General features: G+C 31.0%; 30 protein-coding genes. 13 read left to right on the forward strand and 17 right to left on the reverse strand.

The features are described from left to right. Window positions 1–5: 5 nt before the first annotated feature. Window positions 6–218, reverse strand: coding sequence for a hypothetical protein (locus tag RC62_RS09510; protein WP_055094879.1), 213 nt, complete (start codon window positions 216–218; stop codon window positions 6–8). Window positions 219–245: 27 nt separating this feature from the next. Then, the gene (locus tag RC62_RS09515; protein WP_055094881.1) at window positions 246–1,235 is read right to left on the reverse strand and encodes a hypothetical protein; all 990 of its coding nucleotides are present in this window, start codon (window positions 1,233–1,235) and stop codon (window positions 246–248) included. Between the two features lie 181 nt (window positions 1,236–1,416). Here RC62_RS09515 and RC62_RS09520 point away from each other — a divergent pair, with 181 nt between their 5' ends. Together RC62_RS09520 and RC62_RS09525 are read left to right on the forward strand one after the other, a co-directional pair. Then, complete coding sequence (locus tag RC62_RS09520; protein WP_055094884.1) at window positions 1,417–2,418, forward strand: sensor histidine kinase; 1,002 nt, start codon at window positions 1,417–1,419, stop codon at window positions 2,416–2,418. Beyond that, on the forward strand, window positions 2,388–3,101 hold the full coding sequence (locus RC62_RS09525) for a LytR/AlgR family response regulator transcription factor (protein ID WP_055094886.1): 714 nt from the start codon (window positions 2,388–2,390) through the stop codon (window positions 3,099–3,101). Before RC62_RS09520 ends, RC62_RS09525 begins: the two co-directional genes overlap by 31 nt. A 469-nt stretch (window positions 3,102–3,570) precedes the next feature. On the opposite strand, the gene RC62_RS09530 is transcribed toward RC62_RS09525, so the two are convergent. From RC62_RS09530 to tssD, 9 genes are all read right to left on the reverse strand, one after another. Continuing rightward, complete coding sequence (locus RC62_RS09530) at window positions 3,571–3,972, reverse strand: helix-turn-helix domain-containing protein (RefSeq protein ID WP_055094888.1); 402 nt, start codon at window positions 3,970–3,972, stop codon at window positions 3,571–3,573. 401 nt (window positions 3,973–4,373) lie between these two features. After that, a complete protein-coding gene (locus RC62_RS09535) occupies window positions 4,374–4,700 on the reverse strand; it encodes a hypothetical protein (RefSeq protein WP_055094891.1) in 327 nt (108 codons plus the stop codon). Window positions 4,701–4,725: 25 nt separating this feature from the next. Next, window positions 4,726–5,295, reverse strand: a complete 570-nt coding sequence (locus RC62_RS09540) for a hypothetical protein (protein WP_055094892.1) — start codon at window positions 5,293–5,295, stop codon at window positions 4,726–4,728. A 159-nt stretch (window positions 5,296–5,454) separates the two neighbouring features. Continuing rightward, window positions 5,455–6,066, reverse strand: coding sequence for a hypothetical protein (locus RC62_RS09545; protein WP_157472457.1), 612 nt, complete (start codon window positions 6,064–6,066; stop codon window positions 5,455–5,457). A gap of 70 nt (window positions 6,067–6,136) precedes the next feature. Continuing rightward, window positions 6,137–6,658 carry a hypothetical protein gene (locus RC62_RS09550; RefSeq protein WP_055094896.1) on the reverse strand — a complete coding sequence of 174 codons (522 nt, stop codon included), beginning with the start codon at window positions 6,656–6,658 and terminating at the stop codon, window positions 6,137–6,139. A 3-nt stretch (window positions 6,659–6,661) separates the two neighbouring features. Beyond that, window positions 6,662–7,315, reverse strand: a complete 654-nt coding sequence (locus tag RC62_RS09555; protein WP_055094898.1) for a hypothetical protein — start codon at window positions 7,313–7,315, stop codon at window positions 6,662–6,664. A gap of 74 nt (window positions 7,316–7,389) precedes the next feature. After that, on the reverse strand, window positions 7,390–7,959 hold the full coding sequence (locus RC62_RS09560; protein WP_055094900.1) for a hypothetical protein: 570 nt from the start codon (window positions 7,957–7,959) through the stop codon (window positions 7,390–7,392). A gap of 287 nt (window positions 7,960–8,246) precedes the next feature. Then, entirely contained in the window at window positions 8,247–8,972 is a 726-nt protein-coding gene (locus tag RC62_RS09565) for a hypothetical protein (RefSeq protein WP_157472460.1), read from the reverse strand. A 4-nt stretch (window positions 8,973–8,976) separates the two neighbouring features. After that, complete coding sequence (gene tssD / locus RC62_RS09570; protein ID WP_055094904.1) at window positions 8,977–10,128, reverse strand: type VI secretion system tube protein TssD; 1,152 nt, start codon at window positions 10,126–10,128, stop codon at window positions 8,977–8,979. Window positions 10,129–10,367: 239 nt separating this feature from the next. Between tssD and RC62_RS09575 the strand changes: the two genes are divergently transcribed. Together RC62_RS09575 and RC62_RS09580 are read left to right on the forward strand one after the other, a co-directional pair. Then, on the forward strand, window positions 10,368–10,832 hold the full coding sequence (locus RC62_RS09575; RefSeq protein WP_055094906.1) for a hypothetical protein: 465 nt from the start codon (window positions 10,368–10,370) through the stop codon (window positions 10,830–10,832). Window positions 10,833–11,116: 284 nt separating this feature from the next. Further along, a complete protein-coding gene (locus RC62_RS09580) occupies window positions 11,117–11,470 on the forward strand; it encodes a hypothetical protein (protein WP_055094908.1) in 354 nt (117 codons plus the stop codon). A 237-nt stretch (window positions 11,471–11,707) separates the two neighbouring features. Here the strand turns inward: RC62_RS09580 and RC62_RS09585 are convergent, their stop codons facing one another. Continuing rightward, on the reverse strand, window positions 11,708–12,406 hold the full coding sequence (locus RC62_RS09585; RefSeq protein ID WP_055094910.1) for a helix-turn-helix transcriptional regulator: 699 nt from the start codon (window positions 12,404–12,406) through the stop codon (window positions 11,708–11,710). Window positions 12,407–12,496: 90 nt separating this feature from the next. Between RC62_RS09585 and RC62_RS09590 the strand changes: the two genes are divergently transcribed. After that, on the forward strand, window positions 12,497–12,721 hold the full coding sequence (locus RC62_RS09590) for a hypothetical protein (RefSeq protein ID WP_055094911.1): 225 nt from the start codon (window positions 12,497–12,499) through the stop codon (window positions 12,719–12,721). Between the two features lie 268 nt (window positions 12,722–12,989). Here RC62_RS09590 and RC62_RS09595 read toward each other — a convergent pair whose 3' ends face one another. Then, the gene (locus tag RC62_RS09595; protein WP_055094913.1) at window positions 12,990–13,598 is read right to left on the reverse strand and encodes a YkgJ family cysteine cluster protein; all 609 of its coding nucleotides are present in this window, start codon (window positions 13,596–13,598) and stop codon (window positions 12,990–12,992) included. Window positions 13,599–13,858: 260 nt separating this feature from the next. On the opposite strand from RC62_RS09595, the gene RC62_RS09600 reads away from it, so the two are divergent. Beyond that, on the forward strand, window positions 13,859–15,088 hold the full coding sequence (locus RC62_RS09600) for a TMEM143 family protein (RefSeq protein ID WP_055094915.1): 1,230 nt from the start codon (window positions 13,859–13,861) through the stop codon (window positions 15,086–15,088). A 15-nt stretch (window positions 15,089–15,103) separates the two neighbouring features. Here the strand turns inward: RC62_RS09600 and RC62_RS09605 are convergent, their stop codons facing one another. Next, window positions 15,104–15,331 (reverse strand): hypothetical protein, encoded by a 228-nt coding sequence (locus RC62_RS09605; RefSeq protein ID WP_055094917.1) that lies wholly within the window; start codon window positions 15,329–15,331, stop codon window positions 15,104–15,106. 393 nt (window positions 15,332–15,724) lie between these two features. On the opposite strand from RC62_RS09605, the gene RC62_RS09610 reads away from it, so the two are divergent. From RC62_RS09610 to RC62_RS09630, 5 genes are all read left to right on the forward strand, one after another. Continuing rightward, a complete protein-coding gene (locus tag RC62_RS09610) occupies window positions 15,725–16,426 on the forward strand; it encodes a hypothetical protein (RefSeq protein WP_157472463.1) in 702 nt (233 codons plus the stop codon). A gap of 168 nt (window positions 16,427–16,594) precedes the next feature. Beyond that, complete coding sequence (locus RC62_RS09615; RefSeq protein WP_055094921.1) at window positions 16,595–17,065, forward strand: DUF962 domain-containing protein; 471 nt, start codon at window positions 16,595–16,597, stop codon at window positions 17,063–17,065. Window positions 17,066–17,077: 12 nt separating this feature from the next. Further along, a complete protein-coding gene (locus tag RC62_RS09620) occupies window positions 17,078–17,950 on the forward strand; it encodes a class I SAM-dependent methyltransferase (protein WP_055094923.1) in 873 nt (290 codons plus the stop codon). Window positions 17,951–17,986: 36 nt separating this feature from the next. After that, on the forward strand, window positions 17,987–18,736 hold the full coding sequence (locus tag RC62_RS09625) for a hypothetical protein (RefSeq protein WP_055094925.1): 750 nt from the start codon (window positions 17,987–17,989) through the stop codon (window positions 18,734–18,736). Window positions 18,737–18,865: 129 nt separating this feature from the next. Beyond that, the gene (locus tag RC62_RS09630) at window positions 18,866–21,070 is read left to right on the forward strand and encodes a TonB-dependent receptor (RefSeq protein WP_055094927.1); all 2,205 of its coding nucleotides are present in this window, start codon (window positions 18,866–18,868) and stop codon (window positions 21,068–21,070) included. A gap of 435 nt (window positions 21,071–21,505) precedes the next feature. Here RC62_RS09630 and RC62_RS09635 read toward each other — a convergent pair whose 3' ends face one another. Both RC62_RS09635 and RC62_RS09640 read right to left on the reverse strand, forming a co-directional pair. After that, the gene (locus RC62_RS09635; RefSeq protein ID WP_055094929.1) at window positions 21,506–22,387 is read right to left on the reverse strand and encodes a dihydrodipicolinate synthase family protein; all 882 of its coding nucleotides are present in this window, start codon (window positions 22,385–22,387) and stop codon (window positions 21,506–21,508) included. A gap of 18 nt (window positions 22,388–22,405) precedes the next feature. After that, window positions 22,406–22,867 (reverse strand): cupin domain-containing protein, encoded by a 462-nt coding sequence (locus RC62_RS09640; protein ID WP_055094931.1) that lies wholly within the window; start codon window positions 22,865–22,867, stop codon window positions 22,406–22,408. 97 nt (window positions 22,868–22,964) lie between these two features. Between RC62_RS09640 and RC62_RS09645 the strand changes: the two genes are divergently transcribed. Next, window positions 22,965–24,377, forward strand: a complete 1,413-nt coding sequence (locus RC62_RS09645) for a PLP-dependent aminotransferase family protein (protein ID WP_055094933.1) — start codon at window positions 22,965–22,967, stop codon at window positions 24,375–24,377. Between the two features lie 61 nt (window positions 24,378–24,438). Here RC62_RS09645 and RC62_RS09650 read toward each other — a convergent pair whose 3' ends face one another. Next, window positions 24,439–24,702 (reverse strand): DUF2024 family protein, encoded by a 264-nt coding sequence (locus tag RC62_RS09650; protein WP_055094935.1) that lies wholly within the window; start codon window positions 24,700–24,702, stop codon window positions 24,439–24,441. A gap of 268 nt (window positions 24,703–24,970) precedes the next feature. Between RC62_RS09650 and RC62_RS09655 the strand changes: the two genes are divergently transcribed. Further along, the gene (locus RC62_RS09655; protein WP_055094937.1) at window positions 24,971–25,684 is read left to right on the forward strand and encodes an AAA family ATPase; all 714 of its coding nucleotides are present in this window, start codon (window positions 24,971–24,973) and stop codon (window positions 25,682–25,684) included. Window positions 25,685–25,689 lie beyond the last annotated feature (5 nt).

Genomic DNA, 25,689 nt, shown 5'->3' on the forward strand with positions numbered 1-25,689 from the left:
AAAAATCAATCTAACCGAATACAAGTATATCCAAGACAATTTACATAATCGACAATATTATCACATTGCGGTTCAACGGCTTCGATACGTAATATTTTATCGCAATCTTCGAGATCAAAATTAATTTTATAATCCGGAAAATGGGTTTGGATTACCGCTATAACATAATTTTTGTCTGATTCTTTCTGGACATTTGTTTTAAAAACCTCAACAACCATAACTATTTATTTAATATTAGCTACTAATTATTTTCGCTGAAAAAGATTATAAGATATTCCTACCCTAACATATCCTTGTGCATCTTCTTTATGATCATACACATAACGATTGGTACGTTCTCCTTTTTCAGTAATACGTGTACTTAGAACATTGTTGACACCGGCTTTTACAAATGCAATGATTTTTGGCGTAAAGCAATATTCGTAGGTGATGCCGGATTTTAATTCCAGCTGATTCAGCTCATAAACGCCACTTAAATTTGAGGTGTTTAAATTTAAGTAAAAACTTTCAGAATTTAACTCTGTTCCAAGGGAAATTCTTCCGTTTTCTAACAATTCCCTTCTGAATAAAAGACGCTGCGGCAAAATAAAATCCATATCCCATTTTGAATCCTTAAACTTATGATTCATAGAAAAAAGGGGCGTTACAGGAATAATCGACGACGGATCCAGCAATGCCAGGGCTCCAACGGTAATTGTTGTACTCGGCGTTCTTTTAAGCACTATAATTGCAGAGACAAATCCTTTTAATCGTTGTAAATCATCTTCATTTCCGTCTACACTTACTGTTGCGTTGTAGATTACCGGTTTTTTAAAAAGCGATGTCATATAAGTTGCACTCACGGCTCCTGCCCAATAATGATAATCCTTCATGTCCCTGGCATAGGTTTGTGCGCTGCTATAATTATAAATATCGCCAAAACTATAACTCTCGTATTTATATCGAAGAGAAGTTGTTATAACAAACTTTTTAGAACCGGAAGCATAAAAAGGCAAATTAAAAGCTGCTTTAAATCTATTATGGCTTTCGATTCGGCCTTTTTCAAAATTGTTGCCAAATAAATCCGAGTTGTAATTTGAAGGTCCCAGTTGTTCATATTGTACATCAAAAGTTCTTGTCGTAGGGAATTTATCAACTATTGCTTTTCCAAGGGTTTTCATACCCGGTTCTTTTTCCTGCGCCATGGTTTGCAAAGACGTAAATACAACGATTAACGAAATAATTTTAGATTTCATAAACTTGAATAAATTAAGATTGTTTCTGGAATGAGCTTTAAACCGGCATCAAAAGTAATTTACAGACCCTTATTATAATAGTATATTTATACCAGTGGCGTATCATTTATACGAATGGCGTTTGTATAATTTATGCTTCACAAACTGCTATAAACTATAATATTAAAGTATTTTTGTCGTTATGAAGATTCTTAAAATTTATCAGAACTTTTTTCTTAGAAACCTCATTGTAAACACCTTTATAATTTTGGTTATTCTGGCCTGTGTTTATGACGAAATAAAATTAGACGGTCACGATTGGTCGTATATCATCAGTAAAATAGCCGTTGGATATTTACCTTGCATTATCTGGGTAACGATCTTTAATATTTTTATCATTAGACCCTTTTTATTTAAAAAAAGGCTTAAAGCATTTTTTACACTCTTTGCCATTTACTGGACTTCATTTTACTTTTTCATGAATTGGTTTTTTCCACTGGTTGGTTTGGGAAATTTGAAAACGCTTCAAATATTATCGCTGATTATCAACGGAATGTTTTTCTATTTTATTCATGTTGTGATTACTAAAAAAATTATGGATGCCGATAAGGATATTATGAATTTCAAATCAGAACTTTCGTTTTTGAAACAACAGCTTAATCCGCATTTTTTATTGAATGCCATGAATAATTTATACGGAGAATCCTTATCTGATCCTGATAAATTACCGGACAGAATCCTGAATCTTTCAGATATGCTGCGCTATCAGATTGAAGCTTCGAAGAAAGATTATGTCTATCTGGAAGAAGAAATTGCTTTTATAAAAAAATACATCGAGTACTATACTTTTCAGAACGAACGCCTTGTGGTTACACAGAATTTTGACGGTGATTTTGACACGATCGATATTCCGCCTTTGTTCTTTTTGCCTCTGGTAGAAAATGCGGTTAAATTCTCTGCCGAAACTCCGGAACCTTTTATAAATGTAGATTTAAAGGTAAAATGCAATCAATTGTCTTTTACTTTAAAAAACAATTATCTCGAATCCGGGTCGCGGCTTTCAAGCACCGGAATTGGAATCGAAAACCTAAAAAGACGCCTCGAAGTTTACGGTTTACGACATGAGCTAAACTGCAAAAAAGAAAAGAATATCTTTATCGTAAAACTAAAAATATGGCAATTACCTACCGCTGTCTTATCATAGACGATGAATCGCCGGCACATAAGGCGCTTGCATCGCATATCTCTAAATTTGACGATCTGGAACATTCCGGAAGTGCTTTTAGCGGAATGGAAGCGGTAAAAATGCTCAACGAAAACACATACGATATTATTTTTCTGGATATTAATATGCCCGTTATTTCCGGAGTAGAATTAATGGAATTGCAACCCAAAAGACCGCTCACGATTGTAACAACCGCTTATTCTGATTTTGCTCTTTCGGCGTATCAAAACGATGCGATCGATTATTTACTAAAACCTATTTCGTTCGAGAAATTCACTAAAGCAATCGAAAAAGCTAAGATTTACTTTTCAGGTAATACTGCAAAAAAAGAAACCGCTACAAATGAAAAAGTCCTCTCGCATCGCGTAAACGGACAAATGACAGAAACCCCACTATCAGATATTATTTATATCGAAAGTCTGGGTAATTACATGAAACTCTACAGCACTAAACTAAAATCGCCCATTATTATTTACGGTTCGCTTTCGAGCATTTCTGCAGAAATTGATAGTACGAATTTTATTCAGGTTCATCGATCTTTTATTGTAAACATTACTAAAATTACAGCCGTAACGTTTAAATCGCTTACGATGTTTAATGGAGAGATTATTCCTGTGGGAAGGAAATATCAGATTTTATTGGATAATCTGCAAATTAGATAATTTGTCAATTAGAAAATTAGATAATTGAAAAGTTCAACTTTTATGGTTGCTTTTTTGTTTCTAGTAAAAACCTTTAAAATAGGCTGAAAGCCTGCAAGCAATAGTGTAGTGCATCGCACTACGAACTAAATTAACGGTAAATATTGCCCTGAAAGGGCAAAAGCAATTAAGCAACATTTAGTAAATACACACAATCTAGCTATAATAAAACTTGAGATTAGGCTCACTCCCTTTCAGGGCTTAAAACAACAATTGTTTTCATTCATGGCGCTCTGCACCATGCTATTGCTAAAAGCTCTTTCAGAGCGGGTTTTTAAATACTTATGATTGCAAATATGGGCTATCGTTTTTTATAGAATGCGATAAAATCTCTAAAGTATTCTATTAAATTTCAATTATTCGATATTATAAAAATGAAAAAAGAGACTTCTCACAAAGTCTCTTTTCTAAATATATCTTTTCAAAAAAATTATTTCACTTTAAATAATTTCTCTAAATACTCCACTTTATCTTTTTCTGCCTGAACCAAACGCTCATAAAGTTCTACTACTTTATCAATAGGATTAAATGTAAATTGATCATAACTACCAAATGCACCTTGGCTATTAGTAAAAGCCTCGGCGTTAAAAGTATTGAAATAATTAATTACACCTTCGTCACTATAACTTTTAATAGCTTCAGCCGAAACGCCTAATGCTTCAGCAATGGTTTTTAGCTTTTCGTCATCAATATTTTCGCTTCCTTCAATAATAGAAATATATTGCTGACTTGTGCCTATCGCCATAGCAAGTGCTTCTTGTTTCATACCTCTAAGTTCTCTGATTCGGCTAATATTTCTGCCAATATGTTTTGGTTTTGTTGCTGTGCTCATAGTTCAAAGATATTTAAAATTCCGTTAGATTTTCGGTTTTTGTAAAATACAACGCTGCAATTGTGAGATACAATACTCTGTGTATTATTCGCTTGTTGTGTATTAAACAAAAATACAATATTGGAACAAGTTTATTAATCGCTTCTATTTATTTTTCTTGGTTTAAAATTTTTCAGGTTTAATATCAGATATAAATAATGAGATTAACTTTCCATCATAAAATGTAAAACTAATATATCCGATACTTTTTTTATTTATTATAAAAGCTGATATAAAAGCAGCTCTTTCGAACGGAGTAACAGGTAATCCTGAAGCATTTTTATATGAGTTTTGAAAAACTTTTTTAAATTGAGATAATTTAAGATTTTTAGATAATATAATTTTCTTGTTTTTATAATAAATTACCCCAGTTTTTCTAGATAATTCAAAATTAAATAATCTATAAAAGCCTTATCATTAATCATTAATAATGAAACTTCATCATTAGAAAATGAATTCACAACCTTTAAAGTATAATGTAAAGGAGTCTTTTCTATGTTACTCGCTTTTTTAAAATTTCTATTTAATTTCCCGTAAATAGTCCCTAAATCTTTGAAATTTTTATATCCAAAAAATAATTCACGATTATCAATTTTAATATTTTTAAACAATATTGTATCATATTTTTTATTTTGAGAAAAGACATTACTCACAATTAAAAACACAATAACTATATAATATTTTTTCATAATTATTTTTTTTATCTCTTCTCAATTAATATGGTGTTTCAGGTTCATTATCAGATAAGAAAACATCAATTAACTTTTCATCATAAAAAGTAAAACATAAATAACCTTTGCTAGTAGATCTAATTATAAAGACTGGTATAAATGCAGCTCTTGATAATGGAGTTGCGTTAATTCCTTTAGCTAGTTTGTATGAATTAGGAAAAGCCTTTCTAAATTCATACAAACTATAATTATTTGAGAAGGTTATTTTTTTATTCTTTAATTTTAAAATTATCTCTCGTTGAGATTTTTCAAAATTAAAATAGTGTATGAAAGCACTGTCTTTCGTAGTAAATAAGATTGTGTTTTTATTTGAGAATTCATTTATAGCAAGTCGTTTTTTAGTTAATGGTATTATTTTTTTATCAGTTGAAATATTAACTTTCTTTTCTATTTTACTTAGATACTTTTCTAAATTAGGCATCTGTTTTAATCTAAAAAATAAGTGATGATTATTTAGACTAATGTTTTCAAATACTATTGTATCGTATTTTTTGCTTTGAGAAATTAAATTACTTGCGATAAACAAAAACCATATTATATAATATTTTTTCATAATTACAGCGATTAATTATTCTAATATAATATCACCTAACTTGTTGTTTGATTTGAATGTGAATCAATTTTAGGATTAAGTGTGAAAAATCTGTTTTTTTTCAGAATGAAAAGACTGCGCTTATGGGCGAGACACCAGCCGCAGCATAGATAAAAATATTTAAAATTTATAGCCGTTTTGTACACAAACCTTGCCTAAGGAATCTATTTTAATGAGTGAAGAATAATTATGTTGATATTTAATAATCTTATTTTTTAATTCATAATAATTTATAGAATCTCTTATCTGATTTAATACAAATAATTTATTCTTTGATATTCCAAAAGAATTTGATATTCCATTTCCCGAAGAATTCCATTGTTTAAACAAAATTTCTCCCTTATTTTTAGAAAAAATAACATTATAAGTATTAATCCCAATTCCTTGATATAATGTCTTAAATTCAAATATGTATAAAATTTCTTTTTTGTATTTTAAATAGAAAACATCTTCAAGATTTAAAAAAATATTTTTACCATTTTTTGTCATTTGTGAGAATGACATTTTTCTTTTTTTTCCAATTAACTCAATGAATGAAGAAGTATTAGATAGAGATATTTTGACTTTACTATCAACAATATATTTTTTTTCTCTCTCATAATTTAATTGCTTATATTTCATTGACTTTAGCTCTACTTTATTGGAAATTATTTCCCCAATACCCTCTTCTAAACAATTATATGATTGTCCAAAACAAAATGACGTTACTAATAAAAATAAAAAGTTATACATTGTTTCTCAATTTGCTTTATTTTTTAATGCTATGAATCTATTTTAAGATCAGTCTTTAAAGTTTTGTTTCTTAGAAAATTTTATAGAGTTTATTTATTTTCATTGATGATTTTGACTTTACGATTTTTTTTTCAATAACCTTCCCATTTGTGTCGACTTTAAAACAAAGATCAATGTAAGCACTACCAACTGTAGAATATGAAAAATTATATAATTCTAATATTATGATAGTGTATTTTGCTTTTTTTATTGCACAAATCTTATTTGGAATTAAATTTGTAAAATCCATTATACTAATACCTTGTATAGCATGTTTATTTATTTCGATTAAAGGATTTTGCGAATTATTGATTTTAGCTACAAGTTCTTTACTTGTAGTTTTATCTGAACATTCCGTAGTAATTATGTTTTCAGTTTTAAGAACAACATCGACAATATTATTATATAGATTCTCATGAATTTTAAATACACTTATCGAATCGTTTATAATTACACGACATGATTTTATATTTTTTTGAATGTGGGTAGATTTTTGATTTTGCCCATTTGCAAAACCAGAAATTAAGCAGAAAAAGAGAATTATTATTTTCATGGATTACTGATTATCTAAAACATTTCTAACAGAATCAACATCAGTCCGTTTATATCTTGACAATTCAAAAGCTTTATTTCTAAATCTGATTGTTTTTTTATATTGATGCAACCCCCACGATTCTACATATAGACTGTCTATGTATAAATTATTATACTTAAACGAAACATAAGTTTTTGTATAAAAACCATTGTTTCCTGTAATATCTTTCGAAATAACAAAACCACTTTTATTGGTAGTTATTTCTTCGTAATAAACAGGAGTATTGGATTTCAAAACGTTTTTGAAAATTTTAAAAATTTTACTTTTTTTATTTATGGTTTTACTTATCAAAAGTATAGGAAAATCAAATTCTAAATTATCAGAATAACAATCATCTATATTGTTTTCATAATAGGGTTTTAAAACAGTAACCGTATCTATAGTTTTATTATTGTCAAAATCAATCCCCAAAGATTCATCATTATAATAATTTGAAAATACGATTCCATATCTATTTTTATAACCTTGAACTTTTTCTAGACAATTCTTTTCTACAGAAATGTTTTCAGGTATCTTAATAGTATCCTTTGGAATATCTTCAATGTTCGTACTACCAATTTTATTACAAGAGATAAAAACCAAAATAATTGTAAATATGGAAAACAGGAATTTCATAATTCTTAAATTTTAAAAGTTGTCCAAAACATTGTTTCAGTTTTTGAATCCATTTGATTTTATGCTTTTATATATTAGTCTCTCATATTTATAAGGTTATTTGAAAATATTACAGAAGATAAATTCCCATCATAAAAAGCAAGGTTTAAGTAAGATTTTTTATTTTTATCTTTGATTACTAAACTAACGCCAGCTGCTCTATCAAAAGGAATAATAGGTAGCCCAGAAGCATTTTTATATGAATTAGGAAAAATAGTTTTAAATTGAGATAATTTAAAACTACCAGACAAAATTATTTTTTTACCATTATGGCTTAATAATAATTTCTTTTTTGAAACGTCGAAATTGAAATAATATACAAAAGCATAATCTCTAATTATTGCCAGAGATACTTCTGCATTTGAATATTTAAAAGCATCTTTAGTTTGTATTGTTAATAATTTCTCTTTTTCATATTCAGAAAATTTCTCTTTTTTAGTTAACGTACCAAAATATTTCTCTAACTGCCGAATATTTTTATATTTAAAAAGAACTTCATGACCATCAATTTGAATGTTTTTAAACAATATTGTATCATATTTTTTATTTTGAGAGAAGACATTACTCACAATTAGAAACACAATAATTATATAATATTTTTTCATAATTACAGCGATTAATTATTCTAATATAATATCACTTAACTTGTTGTTTGATTTGAATGTGAATCAATTTTAGAATTAAGTGTGAAAAATCTGTTTTTTCAGAATGAAAAGACTGCGTTTATGAGCGAGACAACAGCCGCAGCATAGGTAAAAAAGCACCTAAATAAACGGCGGTTGATTCTAAAGCAATAGTTTATGATGTAGAATATTTATTTTTTGGATTTTTCTTTAGAGTATACTTTTCTTGTGACGCCCTAAAAGAATTGGAATTTTTGTTCATTTATACTTTATCTTTTAAACCATTTACTCTTAATTAAGTTAATTGAATAATTATTCTCATATTTTTCTTCAGTAATTATAATTTTATTTTTTATTCGTTTAAATTTATTTCCCACCAAGGTAAAGCATTCCAATTGATTGCCGTAGGTCCAGTTCGCAAAATCTAAGACACCATCATTATTAAAATCTCCAAAACAATCTGGCGTAAATGACATTTGCTCATTAAAAAAATATGGTTTTATATTCTTTAAATCACTAATATCAAAAAGAATAATAAAATATCTCAAACTAGACGTTGGTATTGTTGAATCCCAAAAAAAGAGTGAAATATATTTTTTTGAATTAAGTAAAAAAGTATAACCCGAAGCATAATTTAGTCGCAAAGGTTTTTCGCTTTTCAATAATCTTTTTTCATAAAATAAATTATCCAGACAATATTTTTCATTAAAAAGAAAAAGACTATCTCTAAAAAAGGGAGGATTTGGATTATTGTATGTGAAATTTTTAAATTTTAATTGTTGAGAATTACAGATATCCAATAGTAAAAAATCAACTTCTTGTTTGTTTTTTATTTGCTTTCCTTCGGTTAAATTAAATGAATCTTCAAATTGAACGTATTGTATTTCTTTTTCAGATAGTGTTTTGTAAATTTTTTGTACTGAGATATTATTACTCTGTGAGTATATAGAAATATTGGTAATAAATAACCCTATGAAAATTATTTTGTTATACATGATCTTATTCTTTTTTAATTTTATAAAATGTATGATAAAAATTGGCATTGTCAATTTTGTTTGTCTTATTTATAACGCCTGTAGCATTATTTTTATCAGGATTTTTACTAAGTAAACCTTCTGTTCCTGAACCGCCTACCCATTGATAACAACCATCTGTTGGGTCTTTTATTGTTTCATCAATTGAACCAATAATTGATTTTATAGCATCATTAGCTCTAATGAGAGAATTGATTTCAATTAAATTTTTTCTTGCCTTACTAAAAGCCTTACTATTAATATTTCCATCTGTTCCATTAAAATAGCCAGGATACATGTTAATTATCTTTTTTGTTTTTTTATCCTTATGAGTCATCTTTTGTTTGTACATACTTTCATCTGAAGGATATGGCTTATTAGCAGGTCCCCAAACACCATGCTTTCTTAAATTTTTTATAGCATGAGCATAATAATCAGTAAAAAAACCACCACCTTCACCATAAACCCAATGTGCTCTATATAATAATTGTTCATTATTAAATTTATATATTTCAGTAAAATAAATTATCTGATCTTTAGATACATCTTTTCCTTTTTGTAATTCTAAAAAGGTTAATTCATTTGTTATGTAAACATCATCGCCAGAACCTATTTTACCTAAATAAAAACCATTTTTTGTATAAAAATGCCCATTTACATTCATAGCAGTATCTTCTTCCTCTTCTTCTTGAGGTCTGTAATAGAACGGCTCACTATCCTCAATTTGGGATATTTGCCAATACTGTACAAAATCTCTGGATGTACCATAATTCTGGATGGCAGGCGAAATGGTTAAAACCGTTTGCATGTTTTGAGAACTTTCAGCATCGAATATTTCTGAAAAAAATATGATGTAAGCATCATTAAATATATACTTTTTTATTGGGCTATATTCTTCGCCTTTACTATAAAAATGTATTTCTCCTTTTGTCATTCGGTCCGTTGTGCGATCGATTTTTTTTAGCAGGTTGTGCCAGAAAATATCGTCATTTTCCTGCGATACAAAACTTAGAGTTATCAAACCACCTATAATTTCGCTGGTTGGCGAACCCCTAAAGCATGTATATCTGTGATAATTGGTACTTATCGAGAGTAATTCTCGTTCTTCTCCTAAAATAAAAAGTTTGGCAGATGTCATAATAATATTTTTAGATTATTGCATTGCCGTAAATCTATAGTCAGTATTATAAGTCACTAGCCTTAATAAGTTTTTAAACTATTAGAATAGGGTAATTATTTAGAAAATATCTTTGTATTTCTTTTATTTTCATTTTACCATAGATTTTTTCCTTAAAAAAAAACGCTTCGCAAACCAATTTTTCTTACATAAATAATTATATTAGCCCCGCCACTAATCGATAAATAATTGAAGAAAAAATGACCATTTTTAATTTCCTATTTAGTAACAAAAATTTAGAATGCCCAAGGTGCCAAGGGAAAGCATTTGTAGATTGGGATGACATACGACGTTTAAACAAAGTACTAAAATGGGCGCCCGGTCCTTGTGCTTATTGTTATGGTTCCGGAAAAATAGATAAAGAAATGCTCTCAAAAGTTGCGGTAGACTACACTTATCTCACTATAGATTTGCCAGAATCTGAAATGGAGAAAATAATACAGGGCGACGAAGAAACTCTGGAAAAAGGAAGAATACACGAACTTTTTTTAGACAATCTTATAAAATATGTCGAAGATCATTTAAGTAAAAAAATGGATGCTGAAAGTATCGCCGACTTATACCTTCGCACCGAAGATGAAAATGCTTTATTTTCGTTAGAAAGAAAAAATCTCATACAATACATCGAAAAAATCATCGAATTAAAAGAATCTGACCAGAATTAGTAATAAAACAAAAAACACTTTACTATACTACCAGACAAACCATTTATATTTTGTACTAACTACAACCTCAAGGCCAGATAAAATCAAATAGGGATTATTCTGGTTTTTGTATTTTTATACTTCTCTACTGAAAAAATATCTTACAAAAAAAAATACTTTTCGCACTTTAATAATTAACTTAGCTTAATAGTGCTATACCAATCAATAATTGTATACAATTACTTTACACTGGCATAAAGTCATAAAAAATTATAGAATCGATAAATTCAAATGCCCCAATCAAAATGAATTTAAAAGAAAACACACATATAAATAAAACCTACAAAAGCTTAGAACGTGAAATGATCGATTTCATTGAACTTGGCGAAGCTGATTATACCTTATCTGATGTTAGGAAATGTTTGTCATTACTGGATAATTTCCTGGACGAAATCTCAAAAACAGATTCAAGGGAAACGGGAATTTTAACCGTAAAAAAAACAGTTTTAGCGATTAATAATCTTAATGAAAATTGCGAGTACGAACTGGTAGAAACGGAACAAAGAGAAAAAATTGCCGATATTATAATTCTGGCCGGACATCTTAAAGGCTACAATCATATCAATGAAGATACGACAGAAGAATGGCGTGAGTGGTAAAAACAGGTATAAATACGTGCTCTCAGAACTATATTAAGTGGTAAAATTGCAGTAAATAATTTTTACTGAAGAGTACGTTTTCCCAAAAAGGGAAATTAATAACATACTATCAATTTTTTTGGAACAATTTAGTGAGATCTCTAATCGACGCCAACGATTAGAGATTTCACTTTTTAGTGTATTCTATATACAATGATATTATTTTGTTTAAAAAAGAATCTTTGTCTTTTTTTTAAATCAAAACTGCGAATTAATTCTCACCAAACCTTTTACCAAAGCAAGTGCTTTTATACTGCTTATAGGAAATTCTATAGTTTGATGATGCGGATTTTGAGATACAAACTGCACATACGATTCTCGATCTGATTGTTTGATGTAGCGGGTAAAGAAAGATTCATTACCATCGTTGTTAACATAGATCAGGTACATTTCGCCCCAGATAATATTGCTTACCAGATTAAATATCTTTTTGTACACTACAATATCACCACTTTTTAGCAAAGGCGACATACTATCTCCTGTTACATACAATGCTCCATCGAACACAGAAATTTTAGGAACTCTGATAAAATCAACGGGTCTTTGATCTTCATTGTTGCCAAATAAATCAATAATTCCGGCTGTGGTTTGAATATCATAGAGCGGAATATCGAGTTTTTTTGAATTTTTATCTGTTTTTTTATATAATCTGGCGTCAGTTTCCTGCAAAACATTCAGCTTTATCATATCTCCATCTCCGGTAAAAAGCCATTCCAGGTTGATATCCTGATACTTTGATAAGATATTTTCTAACTTGTCTAATCCTATCGTTTTATTGTTTTTTAGCTGGCTCGCAAAAGAACCATTAGACATTCCCACTTCCCGCTCAAACGCACTTACTCTAATCCCTTTGAAATCAATGTACTGCTTAATCCTCTGTATTGTGTTTACTGTCATAAAGTATTTTCTTTAGAAAAAATCCTACAATTATTTGTTATTTAAGAAATATCCTACTATATTTGTCTCGTTGATAATACAAACAAAGCGATGAGCAAAAATATAAAAACTAAACCGAGTTATAATCAAGATATCCTAAAGATTATCAAAAATAAGTACGGATATTCTGACGACTACATTCGCAAGTCGATACGAGGTGATCGTGTAGGGCATGTTTCTGATATGATAAAGGCCGAATATAACAAACTGAATAACGAGTCAAAAAAAGCTATAGAAAGTAAAGCTGATGAATTAAAAGATAAAAAATCTTTATAAATTATTCATTTGCAAATCTCAAAAAGCGTTGCAATTTGCAAAGCAAAATAAAGTACAGCGATGTTTTTCATATTCATGTTTTTTTTTTGCTGTACTAAAATGAGGGAGATTACTGACTCCCTCATTTTTTATATTAATTTTTTTTTCTTTAATTTTTTCCTACAAGAATGTTGAAACACCGCTAAAGCATATAAAACATCTCATTTGTGTGTTGGCGGTGATTCTTCAATATTATTAATTAACCATTCTTTAAATCATAAAGAATAATTTATGCAATATTGCCAAGTCCGTCAGGAAATGGTCTGTAAGCATAATAATGTAAAACCTCTTCGATTGCTATTTTTAAGGCTTCATTTATGGGTAGAATTATGACACCCATTCTAAGATCTATTTGTGCTAATTGCATATAATAATCCGTAAAAACCGGTACATATTTTCCTTTTATAATGGCTTCCTCTGCAGTATTGAAGTTTTCCTGCTGCTGTTCTTTTATAATTTTGCAGGTCGCTAATCGCAATTTTCCATATTTATCAGTATTTGCCGCATAACCAAAAAGTCGGCATATTAAACCGCGATAACGATAATTACTGCAGCTCCCGTTATGTCGTTCCAGAACAGAAAGCGGTCTGTATAAAAAGCAATTTTTTGTAGTAACTTGGCTCAATAATGCCAAAGTTTCTTCGGCTTTGCCATTTAGAAATAAGTGAAATGCCCATGGCAAAAATTCTAAAGGCGATGCATCAATATTGGGCGTAGAACAACATTTGCCACAACCGGCGTTGCAAAACAAATGAGTATCTGATTTAAAAGCAGTAATTTCAATTTCTAAGCGATCAAACAATGCTTCAACCTGCCCAACCTTCTCTTCTATTGTCATGCTTTTTTTGGTAAGGTAGGCTAATAGAAATGGCTCTGGCCAGAACTGTGCTTTTATTATGAATAAAAAAGTGATTAATATATCTGATTTAGAGAGAAAAAATAAAAAGCAGCAATAACTTACAGTCTCCGGAAGATTTGTATTATTTATTTCTAAAAAAGAAAATAACTAAATTTTAATATAAAATCAGCATTAAAATCAAATTCCGGATGGTATTTTTGCGTTAGAAACAGCATTAAAATTAAAAGCCCATAATCTCTATGACCAGAGAACATTATATCCCGTTTAATAAAGAATTTTTACTCGAGAAACAAGTAGCTTCTTTCTCTGAAGATCCAAAAAAGGTGGATGATTTTAAGCGATTGTTTGATATCATCGAACATTATTTTCATTACGAAGCTTTTAACCTTAACCGAAACCTGAAACAGCATTATGCTTTATTCGATCCGGATTTAAGTCTCAGGGAACGTGAAGGATTCCTGGGTAAAAGCGATTTTAATGTTTTTAAGGCTACTTTACTAAAAGTTTTAGAACAGGGCAATTATCGCCGTATTGATCAGGAGACTTTAGACAAAGCCATAAACGATTCAGATTTAATAGGTCTGACACTTTCTATCGATTTTAATGCTTTTAAGGATTATGAATTGTATGTTCGCGGTCATCATAAAGCGAAAGAAAAAGTTAAGAAGTGGATTTTCTGGAAAAAAGAAATTGAGATCGAATATTATGATCGTGTTATGATTTATCTTAATTATAACGAACAGGATTATTTGAGCGAGAACAAGGTCAAATTAGGAAAAATGCCAATTGATCCGGGAACTATTGCATTAAAAATCTTTAAGCGTGTTCCTAAAAACGATCTTGAAACAATATTTCCAAACGCGATTCCAAGAATGTCCGCCAGGGATAAATTATTTTTCTGGGTTCCGGGTATAGGCGGTGGAATCTCGCTATTAAGTACTACCGTAATCCCAGCTTTGATAGGAATGTATGGAGCATATCAATCTGGTGAAGCCATAGATTTACTCAATAGCAAAGCTTCTTTAAATCAAGGCTTAATTGCTTTGGGAATCTTGTCTTTGTACTTGTTTCGCCAATACAGCAACTTTGTAAACAAAAAGATTAAATACTCTAAAATACTTTCAGACAGTCTTTATTTTAAGAACCTTGGTAATAACAGCGGTGCTTTTTATTCTTTATTAAACTCATCAGAAGAAGAAGTGCTTAAAGAAACTATCCTGGCATATACTTTTTTATATAGAAGTGATAAGCCTTTGACAGCCAATGAACTCGATACTCAAATAGAAACCTGGTTTACAGCAACATTGCAAACTGATCTTGATTTTAATGTAAAAGATGCATTATCAAAATTAAAGAATATAGGTCTTGGCATAGAAACCAATGGAAAATGGCAGGTAATTGCTCTTGACAAAGCCCTCATAACTATTGATGAATTATGGGATAATGTTTTTGAGTATAATCAGAAATAACATTTCGATTATTAATTATGCTATCATGATAAGCAATGCTATAAACGAGGTAATTGCCGTTAAGACAATCAATGAACCAAGAAATACTTTTACTGATTCGTTTTTATTTTCCGGATTTTTTTTAGTATTATAATAATCATAACGCTTATAATTTCTTACCGGTATTTTTGTCTCTTTCTCCTTATTTTCTAAAGTGATATGGAGTACAATAGGCTGCGGGTTTTTAAAATTTTTAAAGTCCATTATCTAATATTTAAGGATTGTTTTAAATCAGAATAAAATTAAATATTACGGTAATAACAGTTAACCATAAAAAGTTTAAAAAATAGCAAAATAGGATATATTCTACATATAATAGTTTTAAATCTAACATCTTGAGTTTAACAAAACGAGTGTGAAGGTTTTCGTTTTTTATGAAAATTTGACACATCAAAAATTATAATCCTTTTAATATTAACAAAGATTTTTATTACATAAATCTTACTATAAAAATAGTGTTACTTCGCTGCATATTCTTAATTTTGTAAAAAAAACAGCACAAATATTCAAATCAAATTAAGAAAATAATTTGTATTTCATTGTAAAAGAAAGCATACCTGAGTACCCCAAACGAATATGTATCTAAAAAACAACAAAATGAAACTTACAAAATTTTTAAGCGAGCAAGGTTATGACATTATCGAAGGCCCTGTTAGAAACCATAAACCATTACAACTATGGCTTAAAAAACCGTTTGATGAAGCACAGCTTTATTATGCCAGTATCGAACATGCTTTTAAGAGTAATGTAGTATTAACAGAGATTGAGAATCCTGCTTTAAGCGTAAATTCTAATCAAAAGGATGATTACGGTTTTAATATTGGCATTACCCTTTTGCAGGAAATCCTGAAAACGCTTGGACTTGGGGCGTTTGAAATTTCGACAAAAATTAAATCCGGAAAAACCGTAACAATCAGTTACGACAATTCGGTTACCAAGGAATATACTATTGGTAATATCGAAGATTATTTTTTCTCTGCAGATTTCCTGCATCCAAATCCGTCATTATTAAAAAATGCAAACCGCAATTATATTCTGGTCATAACAGGAACTGTATTTTCCAAAAATCTAATTGTTGATATCGAAACTGATTTTGCACTAGATGATAATTTAGTGGCAAGTTTAAACGAAATCGCCAGTGGAAAATTAGATTTTGCGATTAGCAATCAAAACAAATTGCACATGACTTCAAACGCCGAAATTCATTTTCCGGTCGCTGTTAAAGCCAGCAGGATAGATTATGACCGAAGCCGTTTTCAGAAGCTGATTCTGGTAACAGATACTCATAATTTATTCTGATCCCGGAACCTCATCCATAAAATAAAACCCGATAAAAAAATGCGCAAATGTTTATACGTTTTGCGCATTTATTTTTGATGTTTTAAATCCAAAACCTGAATAAAAAATTCTGGCCTGATTAAAATAAAAGAAATTTTATTAGATTTACGTATACCTAAATCCAAAACAATGAGAACATTAGAACAATGGTTTGAAGAATACGCAGTAAGTCATCAAAACCCAAAAAACAAAGCCATACATTATGTGTGTGTTCCCGCAATTTACTTTTCGATAGTTGGTTTACTAATGAGTATTCCAAGTGGTATTATCGCAAATACGTTACAACTACATGCACCTGTTATCGAAAATTGGGCTGTTGTGGTCCTTATTTTTGTGCTTCTTTTTTACATTCGTTTATCTGTGGTCATGGCCATTAAAATTGCTATTTTTTCTGTAATTTGCCTGATCGTAAATTATTATATAAGTCAATTTGTGCCTTTATGGATATTTTCGATTGGTGTTTTTGTTATTGCCTGGATCGGACAATTCTACGGACATAATATCGAAGGCAAAAAACCTTCTTTCTTAAAAGATCTCCAATTCCTGATGATTGGACCTGCGTGGGTTGTTGAAAATTTATTTTCGAAAAAAAACCTCTAATCTAATACGGTTATGAAAGCAGATAAAACCAGCAGAACGGCTCAATATATGGCATTGTTCCGTGCTTTAGAAACAAGACTGAATAAAAAAGACCGGCTATTCTCAGATCCTTATGCGATACATTTTCTGGATACAAAATTAAGATTCGCAACCCGTTTGTCTAAATATCCTGCTATTAGAAAATATATTGAGAACAGTATACAAAAAAAAGTACCAGGCGCTTTTTCTTCCGGAATTGCACGTACTAAATATATTGACGAATTGCTTCATAAAGCTATTTTAGATGGTGTAAAACAGGTTATTATTTTAGGTGCCGGATTTGATACCAGAGCACTTCGTCTTGATTTCTTAAAAGAGGTTTCGGTTATAGAAATTGATCATCCTAATACGTCAAATTTTAAACGTCAAATCTATAAAAACCGACTTGGCAGAATTCCTGATCACATTGATTTTCTTCAAATAGATTTTAACAAACAGGATCTCGACCAATTAGCCGCACAACACAATATTGACTTTAGCAAACCAACTGCTGTAATTTGGGAAGGTGTTACGAACTATTTGACCGAAGATGCAATTAAAAATACTTTTGCTTTTATTTCTAAATTTTCTAAAAATTCGCATATTATCTTTACATATGTACATCAGGAAATACTCGAAAATCCTAAATCGTTTTTAGGAGGCGAAAAATTATTAAATGATCTTAACAAGCTCGAAGAGCAATGGACATTTGGTTTCTTACCAAATAAATTACCTGATTATCTACATCAGTTTGATATTCGATTAATAGAAGATTTAGGTGCAAATGAATATCGAGAGAGGTATTTACCAAAAAGAACCGAAAACGGTTATGAGTTTTACAGAACCGCTATTGGAATAAAACAATAGCATACAATTTTTATTCATTGTAATTATTTGTGCAACATGAAAATAGAAATAAACAACGGGATTAAAATTGAAAGCTATGATATTTTCACTTACAGAAGAATCAGGCGTGCTATTGGTTATTTAGGCATTAGTCTTCCTGTTTTATTAGTGGGACTTTCTTTTATTCCTTTTTTTCAAACTAATGTTCAGCCTTCTATAAGTGATTATTATTATACGAATTTAAGAGAAATATTTACCGGAACTTTATGTGCCGTTGGTTTATTTCTTATTTGTTACAAAGGAAACAGAAACGCTTCATTTTGGAAAAACGATTATTTACTCACCAATATTTCCGGAATCATGGCTTTGGGAGTGGCTTTGTTTCCAACGAATCCATATGATTTTAAGGATAAAATTTATACACTGATTCCTATTCCTGAAAAGTGGCTTGGCTGGCTTCATTATGGTTTTGCTGCCATTTTGTTTTTGATATTTGCCTTACTGGCTATTAATGTGTTTACGATTGGGCAGGAAAACGAAACCAGAGCGCCCAAGAGCATTTTAAATGAAAATAATATTTACAAAACCTGTGGCTATGCTATTATTGCATTTGTTATTCTGGTACCTATTTCTGAGTCTTTAAAATTGTTTACATATTCGACTTTGGTACTTGAGGCACTTGCGCTTTTTGCATTTGGAATTGCGTGGCTAATAAAAGGACGTGCATTGGGGGACAAGGGTGTAATAGGACAGAAACTTTATCAGGAAAATAATCCGGTAAATACTGAAAAAGTCTTTGAGGAATAATATTTTGAAATTCAATTCAAAATTAAAATAATAATTATTTTCTTACAATTAATAAATTTCATTTTATATTTTATATTAGTTAAGTTACTTTTGCATTTTATAATTATAAAGTTACTCCCCTATAATCTGATGAAATTATTATTTGTTCTTGGAATTTTTATATTGTGTTTTTCGATCAATGCTCAATCTGTAAATGGTACCGTAACCGATATAAAAGGAAAACCTCTTGCTGATGTGCTGATTCATAATTTTACATCAAAAACACATGCACATAGCGACCTCAACGGAAAATTTACAATAGATAATACTAATTCTCAGGATAGTCTACAAATCTCCAGACAAGGTTTTATTACCCAAAATATTAAAATTCAGGACAATGGCTTAGTAAATATCATATTAGAAGAAAAACCTTTTTTGCTTGAAGAAGTTACCATTACCAATAGTCTTAAATACCTGAATACAATTTCTAAAATAGATTTAGAAATTCAGCCTGTCTCAAATTCTCAGGATTTAATGCGTAAGGTACCAGGGCTTTTTATTGGCCAGCATGCGGGTGGAGGAAAAGCAGAACAAATTTTTCTAAGAGGTTTTGATTGTGATCATGGTACAGATATTAGTGTTTCTGTAGACGGAATGCCCGTAAACATGGTTTCTCATGCACACGGTCAGGGTTATGCTGATCTTCATTTTGTGATTCCGGAAACAGTTGATAATATCGATTTTGATAAAGGGGCTTATTTTGCTGATAAAGGCGATTTTACTACTGCAGGTTACATTGCTTTCAATACTAAAAAAGCTTTAAAAAATAGTTCGGTATCGTTTGAACTCGGACAATTTGATACTTACAGAACGGTTGCTTTGTTTGATTTATTAAATACTGAAAATCAATCAGCATATTTTGCAGGCGAATACATGATGACAAATGGTTATTTTGATGCTCCGCAAAATTTTAATCGCATTAATTTATTCGGAAAATATACTGCTAAAATCAACAATGGTGATAACATAGCGATTTCGTTATCTCATTTTACAAGTCAATGGGATGCGAGCGGACAAATTCCGGATCGTGCTGTAAATAGCGGAATGATTTCTCATTTTGGTGCAATTGATTCTAATGAAGGAGGAAATACCGGACGAACAAACTTAAATCTGCAGTATGACTCGAAAATCGATGCTTATTCTAAAATTAAAAACACAGCATATTTAAGCAAATATGATTTTGAATTATTCTCTAATTTTACCTTTTTCTTAAACGATCCGGTAAACGGAGATCAGATCAGACAAAAGGATAATCGAACCATTGTAGGTTTTCAGTCTGAATATGACCGCAAAATAAATGAAAAGTGGAGTTTTAAATTAGGAGCCGGATTGCGAAATGATAACAATAAAAATATTGAATTATCGCACACTGTAAACCGTAAAACTGTTTTAGAATATTTAAGTCTTGGAAATGTAAATCAGACTAATCTTTTCTCGTATGCCAGTGCGGATTTTACATCCGGAAAATGGCTTATTAATTCCGGTTTGCGTCTGGATTATTTTAAATTTGGTTATGAAGATCAATTGGCACCAACATACAGTAATCAAACACAGACAAAATCAATTGTAAGCCCCAAACTTAATTTTTTATATACTCAGGATAATACTTTACAATATTTCTTAAAATTAGGAAAAGGATTTCATAGCAATGATGCGCGTGTTGTAGTGGCACAAAAAGGTCAAAAAATCCTTCCTGAAACTTACGGTGCAGATTTGGGTATTAATTGGAAACCTTTTCCAAGAATGATTATTAACTCGGCTTTATGGTATTTATATCTGGCACAGGAATTTGTATATGTAGGTGATGAAGCTGTAGTTGAACCAAGTGGAAAAACGGCGCGTAAGGGTTTTGATTTTGGATTAAGATATCAATTTACCAATTGGTTATTCTGGAACACTGATTATACATATACTCACGCCAGATCTATTGATGAACCTAAAGGTGAGGATTATTTACTGCTTGCCCCTGTACATACTTTGACCAGCGGACTTTCGGTTAAGGATTTAAAAGGGTTTTCAGGAAGCTTAAGAACCCGTTTTTTAGGAGACAGACCTGCAAACGAAGACAACTCTGTTGTTGCAAAAGGTTATTGCATCACTGATTTCTCTGTAAATTATCAAATCAAAAAGATTTCAATAGGAATAAACATCGATAACATTTTTGACACGAAATGGAAAGAAACACAGTTTTTAACGGAAACGAGACTGGCTAATGAAACTGATCCTGTCGAAGAAATACATTTTACTGCCGGAACTCCTTTCAACGTGAGATTAATCCTAAAATATAGCTGGTAAGCAAGGTGTTTTATTTAGTCCCTACGGGACAAATTCTGCCTTGCCTTTATTTTTTTCTACCAATATTGAATCTCTACGAGATATTCTTTTTAATTAAATATGCTGATCTTTTATTTTACTTCATAGATCAAAATCTTTAATAGGCGACTCCTTTAGGATTTAAATATTGGTAGAAAAAATCAATAATGTTATGTCAAAAAAAAATCTTTCGCTAAAGCAAAAGATCGCAAAGGTTTTGTCATTTCGATGAAGGAGAAATCACACTAGAAACTCCACAATCAAAATCGCCAATCTTTGCCGAAGAACGAGTGTGATTTCTCTTTCGTCGAAATGACAATATTCTGTTGAATTAAGCCTCAATTAAGATTATACTCTGAATCTCAAACAAAAAAGCATAGTAATCAAACTATGCTTTTAACCAAATATTTATTTTAATTACTTAACCAACTTCAGAATACGATCTAACTCTGTTATTTCATTTTCTGTAAGCGGCTGCAGAGGCTTTCTTAAATGTCCGCCCTCTATTCCCTGAAGCTGCAATCCTGATTTAATGGCTCTTGGCAATCCTTTTTCTACAATAAAACGAAGTAAATCGATCTGTTTGTAAAATAACTTTTGTGCTTCACTAAGATCATTATTTTGTATCGCATTATACAAGGCGATGTTTAGCTCCGGAATTAAATTAGGCGCTGCGGTACACCATCCCGTCGCTCCTGCCGCAAATGCTGAAAGCGCCAAAGGGTTTGATCCGTTATAAAATGCTACAGAATCTCCTAATTCTTTTTTGAGGTAATGCATTCTTTGAACATCCCCTGTGCTTTCTTTAATCATGGTCACATTAGGGATTTCGAGAATTCTCTTTAATAATTTTGGCGACATATCTACTCCTGCCGTAGCGGGATTATTATACGCCATAATTGGAATAGAAATTTTTTTGGCAACTGCATCATAATGTTTTACAATTTCGTCATCACTAAGTTTCCAGTAACTCATTGGGATAATCATTACGGCAGTGGCGCCCGCTTTTTCAGCAAATTTGGCATGGTAAATCGTTCTTTCGGTGGTGAGATTTGATACGCCAACTAAAATAGGCGCTCTGCCTCTTACCTGTTCTACAGTAGCTTCTGTAATTGCTTCTTTTTCCTGATCGTTCAGGTAAGGCATTACTCCTGTACTACCTAAAGGAGCAATGCCTTGAGAACCAGACACTATTAATCTTTCTACTAATTGTTTATAAAGTAAAATATCAACTTTTTCGTTTGCATCAAAAGGCGTAATGGGATACGCAATGATGCCTTTAAATGGAGCGTTTTTCATTTCTTTCTGCTGTTTTTTTTATAAATCCCTTCCTTCTTCTTCTCTTAATGCTACTCCTAAATTTTGTAATTGTGGCGCATTTTCTGTGGCGATATATTTGGCGTTTTCAGTATCGCTTAAGTTTTGATGTCTGTGCCAGGTCCAGGCCGGAATATAAACTGCATCGCCCGCTTTCCATTCAACTTTTTGATCTTCAATTTCTGTATATCCGGCACCTTCAATTACATACAGCAAAGTTTCATAAGTATGCCTGTGTCTGTTCGTTAATTGTCCGGGTAATAACCCTCCAATGGTCATGCTGACATTTTTGCTTGGTAAATCGACAAAGAAAACCGGATGTTTTCTTTCTGTTGAAAATTGATTGTGCTCGCCTGCATTTTCTACATTTCTATGAATTAATTTTTCAGGCATTACAAAGCTTGGACGTGCAAAAGTTTGGTGAAAATCTTTTGATGAGAATTTTTTTTCTGATGTTTCCATTTTTATTTAATTTAAGTTGCTGCATTATTGCTTGACAAAAATATCCTAACTTTGGTCTGGCTGCATAACACAGTTTTAACATAAACAGATAGTCCAGATGTTACGACCTTGGCAATTAGAAATCCAGTTAGACAAAAAATCCATTACGGCACTTTATCTTCAAATTGCCGATGCGATTATTTATGCTATAAAATCCGGTAAATTATCCAGCGGTAATGCTTTGCCCGGAAGCAGGCAATTGGCAGGTTTACTCCAGGTAAACCGCAATACTGTAATTGAAGCCCTTGATGTTTTAATTACCGAAGGATGGTTGATTACAATAGACAGAAAAGGAACTTTTGTTGCTGATGTATTACCTGAAATTTTTCCGGATAAAAAAACCAAATTACCTATAGTGGTTGCTGATAATGAAGTGAAACCTCATCTTGTTTTTGATGACGGGCTCCCAGATAGCCGACTTGCCCCTATGACTGATCTTGCCCGCGCATACAGGGAAATATTCAACAGAAAATCAAGATGGCAGATAATGGGTTACAGTAATGAGTTTGGTGCGGCTGAATTTAGGAAAGCAATTGCCCAAATGCTGAATTTTAAAAGAGGAATGAATGTTTCTCAGGAACAAGTCTGCATTACACGCGGCAGTCAAATGGCAATGTATCTCGCTTCGCATTGTTTACTCTCACAAGGTGATTATGTTATGATCGAGAATCCGGGTTACAAACCCGCATGGAAAGCATTTGAAAATGCTGGCGCGACTTTACTTCCGGTAAGTATTGCGGAGGATGGACTTAATTTAGATGAAGTCGAGAAATATCTTAAAACATATAGTACTATAAAAGCAATATATGTAACGCCACATCATCAATTTCCTACTACGGTAACAATGAGTTTGAAAAAAAGATTAAAGCTCATTGAATTATCCAATCGGTATAATTTTACGATAATCGAGGATGATTATGATCATGAATTCCACTTTGGGCAACGTCCTGTTTTGCCTATTTCGAGCTATGAAAATGCTAAGAACTTTGTTTACATAGGAACTTTAAGCAAGATTGTAGCTCCGGCATTGCGTATTGGTTATTTGGTTACTACGCCTGAAAACATTCAGAAAGTAGGCGAACACAGAAAAATAATAGATGTGCAAGGCGATAATATTATGGAAGAAGCAGTACTGCATCTCATTAATGAAGGAATTATAAAAAGACATCTTAAGAAAACCAATCTTATTTATAAATCAAAAAGAGATTATTTTGAAGGTCTCTGCAATCAACATCTCAAAGGCAAAATTACTTTCTCTAAACCTGAAGGCGGCCTGGCTTTCTGGATTGTACCAAATTCTAAAATTGACATCTCATTTGTTTGTGAGCAATTATGGAGTAAAGGCATCAGAATCATGAATCCGGAAAATTTTAGTTTTACAGATTCGGCATCCGGATTTAGATTAGGATATGCTTCACTTACAGAAAAACAAATGGAGGAAGGAATTATAGCACTTTCTGAATATCTATAAAAAATAAGGCTGAAAACCCTTTAGTTCTCAGCCCGTAAAATTTAAAATTTCAGTAACAGAATTAATTGCAATTTTCCATTTCGATAATAGAAAAACCATTTTGCCTAATTTGATTTTCTAGTTCTAAAGGAGCTTTGTCTATGTGACAAAATTTACATTCTTTTGAGGTTAAAGGCTGACCTTCTTGCGAAACAGTTTTTAAATAAATTTTTCCAAACTCAAAAACCTGATCCGCATCATTCGTATGCTCTTCTACGAGAATATCAAAATGCATAATTTCTCCGTCTTTTCGGGTTACATAAGTATCCCATACCGCTATTTTCATAAATTAATATTTTAGATTATTATTACCTGTCTGGTACAATTACTTTAAAGAAGTTTTTTTACCAATAATTATATCAATACATTGATGTATTATTAGAACGAAGATACTTAGGTTCAACAGAAAGCTTATAATCCAGTTTTTTCATTTATTATAAATTACTGGTCTGTTTATAATTTTAAATTAAAAAACTGGACTATTGTAAATACCAAAGACTGGATTACAGGTTTAGTCTTGATATGTTATAATTTTGCATTAAATAAAAATTGAAATGAATCTATACGAACTTACCGTAAACGATACTGAAAAAATAGTTTTAGATGATTTACTTTTTAGTGAAGAAAATAAGGCAGCTTTGACGCAGACTATAAAAGAGCATCAATATCTTGAAGAATTAAAAAAATACAATCTTAAAGTAGATCATAAAATATTACTTCACGGTCATTCAGGATGTGGTAAAACAACAACGGCAAAAGCGATTGCAACTGCATTGAATAAAAATGTCGTAATCATAAACTTAAGCACTTTAATTAATGCCCGAATTGGTGAAACCTCAAAAAATGTAAAAGCCATATTCGACAAAGCCATTAGGGAAAATGCCGTATTATTTCTGGATGAATTTGACCAAATTGGAAAAAGCCGTGACAGTGAGGATAAAGATGTGGGCGAAATGAGACGTTTGGTTAATACCATTATTCAGTTGATTGATTATTTACCAACAAACTGCCTGCTTATTTGTGCTACAAATCATTATCATACAATTGACACAGCTTTATTGAGAAGATTTCAAATACGACTGCAATTCGAAATGCCCAACGAAAGTGAATTGGATCTTTATTATGATAGATTACTGGTTGGATTTCCTTCTCATTTACAAGATATTTCACGTAAGTACAATATCTCATATGCAGAAGCTAAAGACTATGTTAATACAATTATGAAGAAACAAATTATTGCCGAATTGGAACTCCAAAAGTTATTATAAGGCAG

This window comes from Flavobacterium aquidurense, assembly GCF_001404985.1.
Classification (GTDB): domain Bacteria; phylum Bacteroidota; class Bacteroidia; order Flavobacteriales; family Flavobacteriaceae; genus Flavobacterium; species Flavobacterium aquidurense_B.

Coding starts and splice junctions, on each gene's coding strand:
- RC62_RS09525 (WP_055094886.1), top strand. CDS start 2,388: ATGGCAATTACCTACCGCTGTCTTATCATAGACGATGAATCGCCGGCA.
- RC62_RS09650 (WP_055094935.1), bottom strand. CDS start 24,702: ATGAAAATAGCGGTATGGGATACTTATGTAACCCGAAAAGACGGAGAA.
- RC62_RS09625 (WP_055094925.1), top strand. CDS start 17,987: ATGAAAATAGAAATAAACAACGGGATTAAAATTGAAAGCTATGATATT.
- RC62_RS09515 (WP_055094881.1), bottom strand. CDS start 1,235: ATGAAATCTAAAATTATTTCGTTAATCGTTGTATTTACGTCTTTGCAA.
- RC62_RS09620 (WP_055094923.1), top strand. CDS start 17,078: ATGAAAGCAGATAAAACCAGCAGAACGGCTCAATATATGGCATTGTTC.
- RC62_RS09610 (WP_157472463.1), top strand. CDS start 15,725: ATGAAACTTACAAAATTTTTAAGCGAGCAAGGTTATGACATTATCGAA.
- RC62_RS09655 (WP_055094937.1), top strand. CDS start 24,971: ATGAATCTATACGAACTTACCGTAAACGATACTGAAAAAATAGTTTTA.
- RC62_RS09640 (WP_055094931.1), bottom strand. CDS start 22,867: ATGGAAACATCAGAAAAAAAATTCTCATCAAAAGATTTTCACCAAACT.
- RC62_RS09605 (WP_055094917.1), bottom strand. CDS start 15,331: ATGGACTTTAAAAATTTTAAAAACCCGCAGCCTATTGTACTCCATATC.
- RC62_RS09540 (WP_055094892.1), bottom strand. CDS start 5,295: ATGAAAAAATATTATATAATATGGTTTTTGTTTATCGCAAGTAATTTA.
- RC62_RS09575 (WP_055094906.1), top strand. CDS start 10,368: ATGACCATTTTTAATTTCCTATTTAGTAACAAAAATTTAGAATGCCCA.
- RC62_RS09580 (WP_055094908.1), top strand. CDS start 11,117: ATGAATTTAAAAGAAAACACACATATAAATAAAACCTACAAAAGCTTA.
- RC62_RS09585 (WP_055094910.1), bottom strand. CDS start 12,406: ATGACAGTAAACACAATACAGAGGATTAAGCAGTACATTGATTTCAAA.
- RC62_RS09630 (WP_055094927.1), top strand. CDS start 18,866: ATGAAATTATTATTTGTTCTTGGAATTTTTATATTGTGTTTTTCGATC.
- RC62_RS09645 (WP_055094933.1), top strand. CDS start 22,965: ATGTTACGACCTTGGCAATTAGAAATCCAGTTAGACAAAAAATCCATT.
- RC62_RS09555 (WP_055094898.1), bottom strand. CDS start 7,315: ATGAAATTCCTGTTTTCCATATTTACAATTATTTTGGTTTTTATCTCT.
- RC62_RS09535 (WP_055094891.1), bottom strand. CDS start 4,700: ATGAAAAAATATTATATAGTTATTGTGTTTTTAATTGTGAGTAATGTC.
- RC62_RS09550 (WP_055094896.1), bottom strand. CDS start 6,658: ATGAAAATAATAATTCTCTTTTTCTGCTTAATTTCTGGTTTTGCAAAT.
- RC62_RS09520 (WP_055094884.1), top strand. CDS start 1,417: ATGAAGATTCTTAAAATTTATCAGAACTTTTTTCTTAGAAACCTCATT.
- RC62_RS09545 (WP_157472457.1), bottom strand. CDS start 6,066: ATGTATAACTTTTTATTTTTATTAGTAACGTCATTTTGTTTTGGACAA.
- RC62_RS09510 (WP_055094879.1), bottom strand. CDS start 218: ATGGTTGTTGAGGTTTTTAAAACAAATGTCCAGAAAGAATCAGACAAA.
- RC62_RS09530 (WP_055094888.1), bottom strand. CDS start 3,972: ATGAGCACAGCAACAAAACCAAAACATATTGGCAGAAATATTAGCCGA.
- tssD (WP_055094904.1), bottom strand. CDS start 10,128: ATGACATCTGCCAAACTTTTTATTTTAGGAGAAGAACGAGAATTACTC.
- RC62_RS09590 (WP_055094911.1), top strand. CDS start 12,497: ATGAGCAAAAATATAAAAACTAAACCGAGTTATAATCAAGATATCCTA.
- RC62_RS09565 (WP_157472460.1), bottom strand. CDS start 8,972: ATGTATAACAAAATAATTTTCATAGGGTTATTTATTACCAATATTTCT.
- RC62_RS09635 (WP_055094929.1), bottom strand. CDS start 22,387: ATGAAAAACGCTCCATTTAAAGGCATCATTGCGTATCCCATTACGCCT.
- RC62_RS09595 (WP_055094913.1), bottom strand. CDS start 13,598: ATGACAATAGAAGAGAAGGTTGGGCAGGTTGAAGCATTGTTTGATCGC.
- RC62_RS09615 (WP_055094921.1), top strand. CDS start 16,595: ATGAGAACATTAGAACAATGGTTTGAAGAATACGCAGTAAGTCATCAA.
- RC62_RS09560 (WP_055094900.1), bottom strand. CDS start 7,959: ATGAAAAAATATTATATAATTATTGTGTTTCTAATTGTGAGTAATGTC.
- RC62_RS09600 (WP_055094915.1), top strand. CDS start 13,859: ATGACCAGAGAACATTATATCCCGTTTAATAAAGAATTTTTACTCGAG.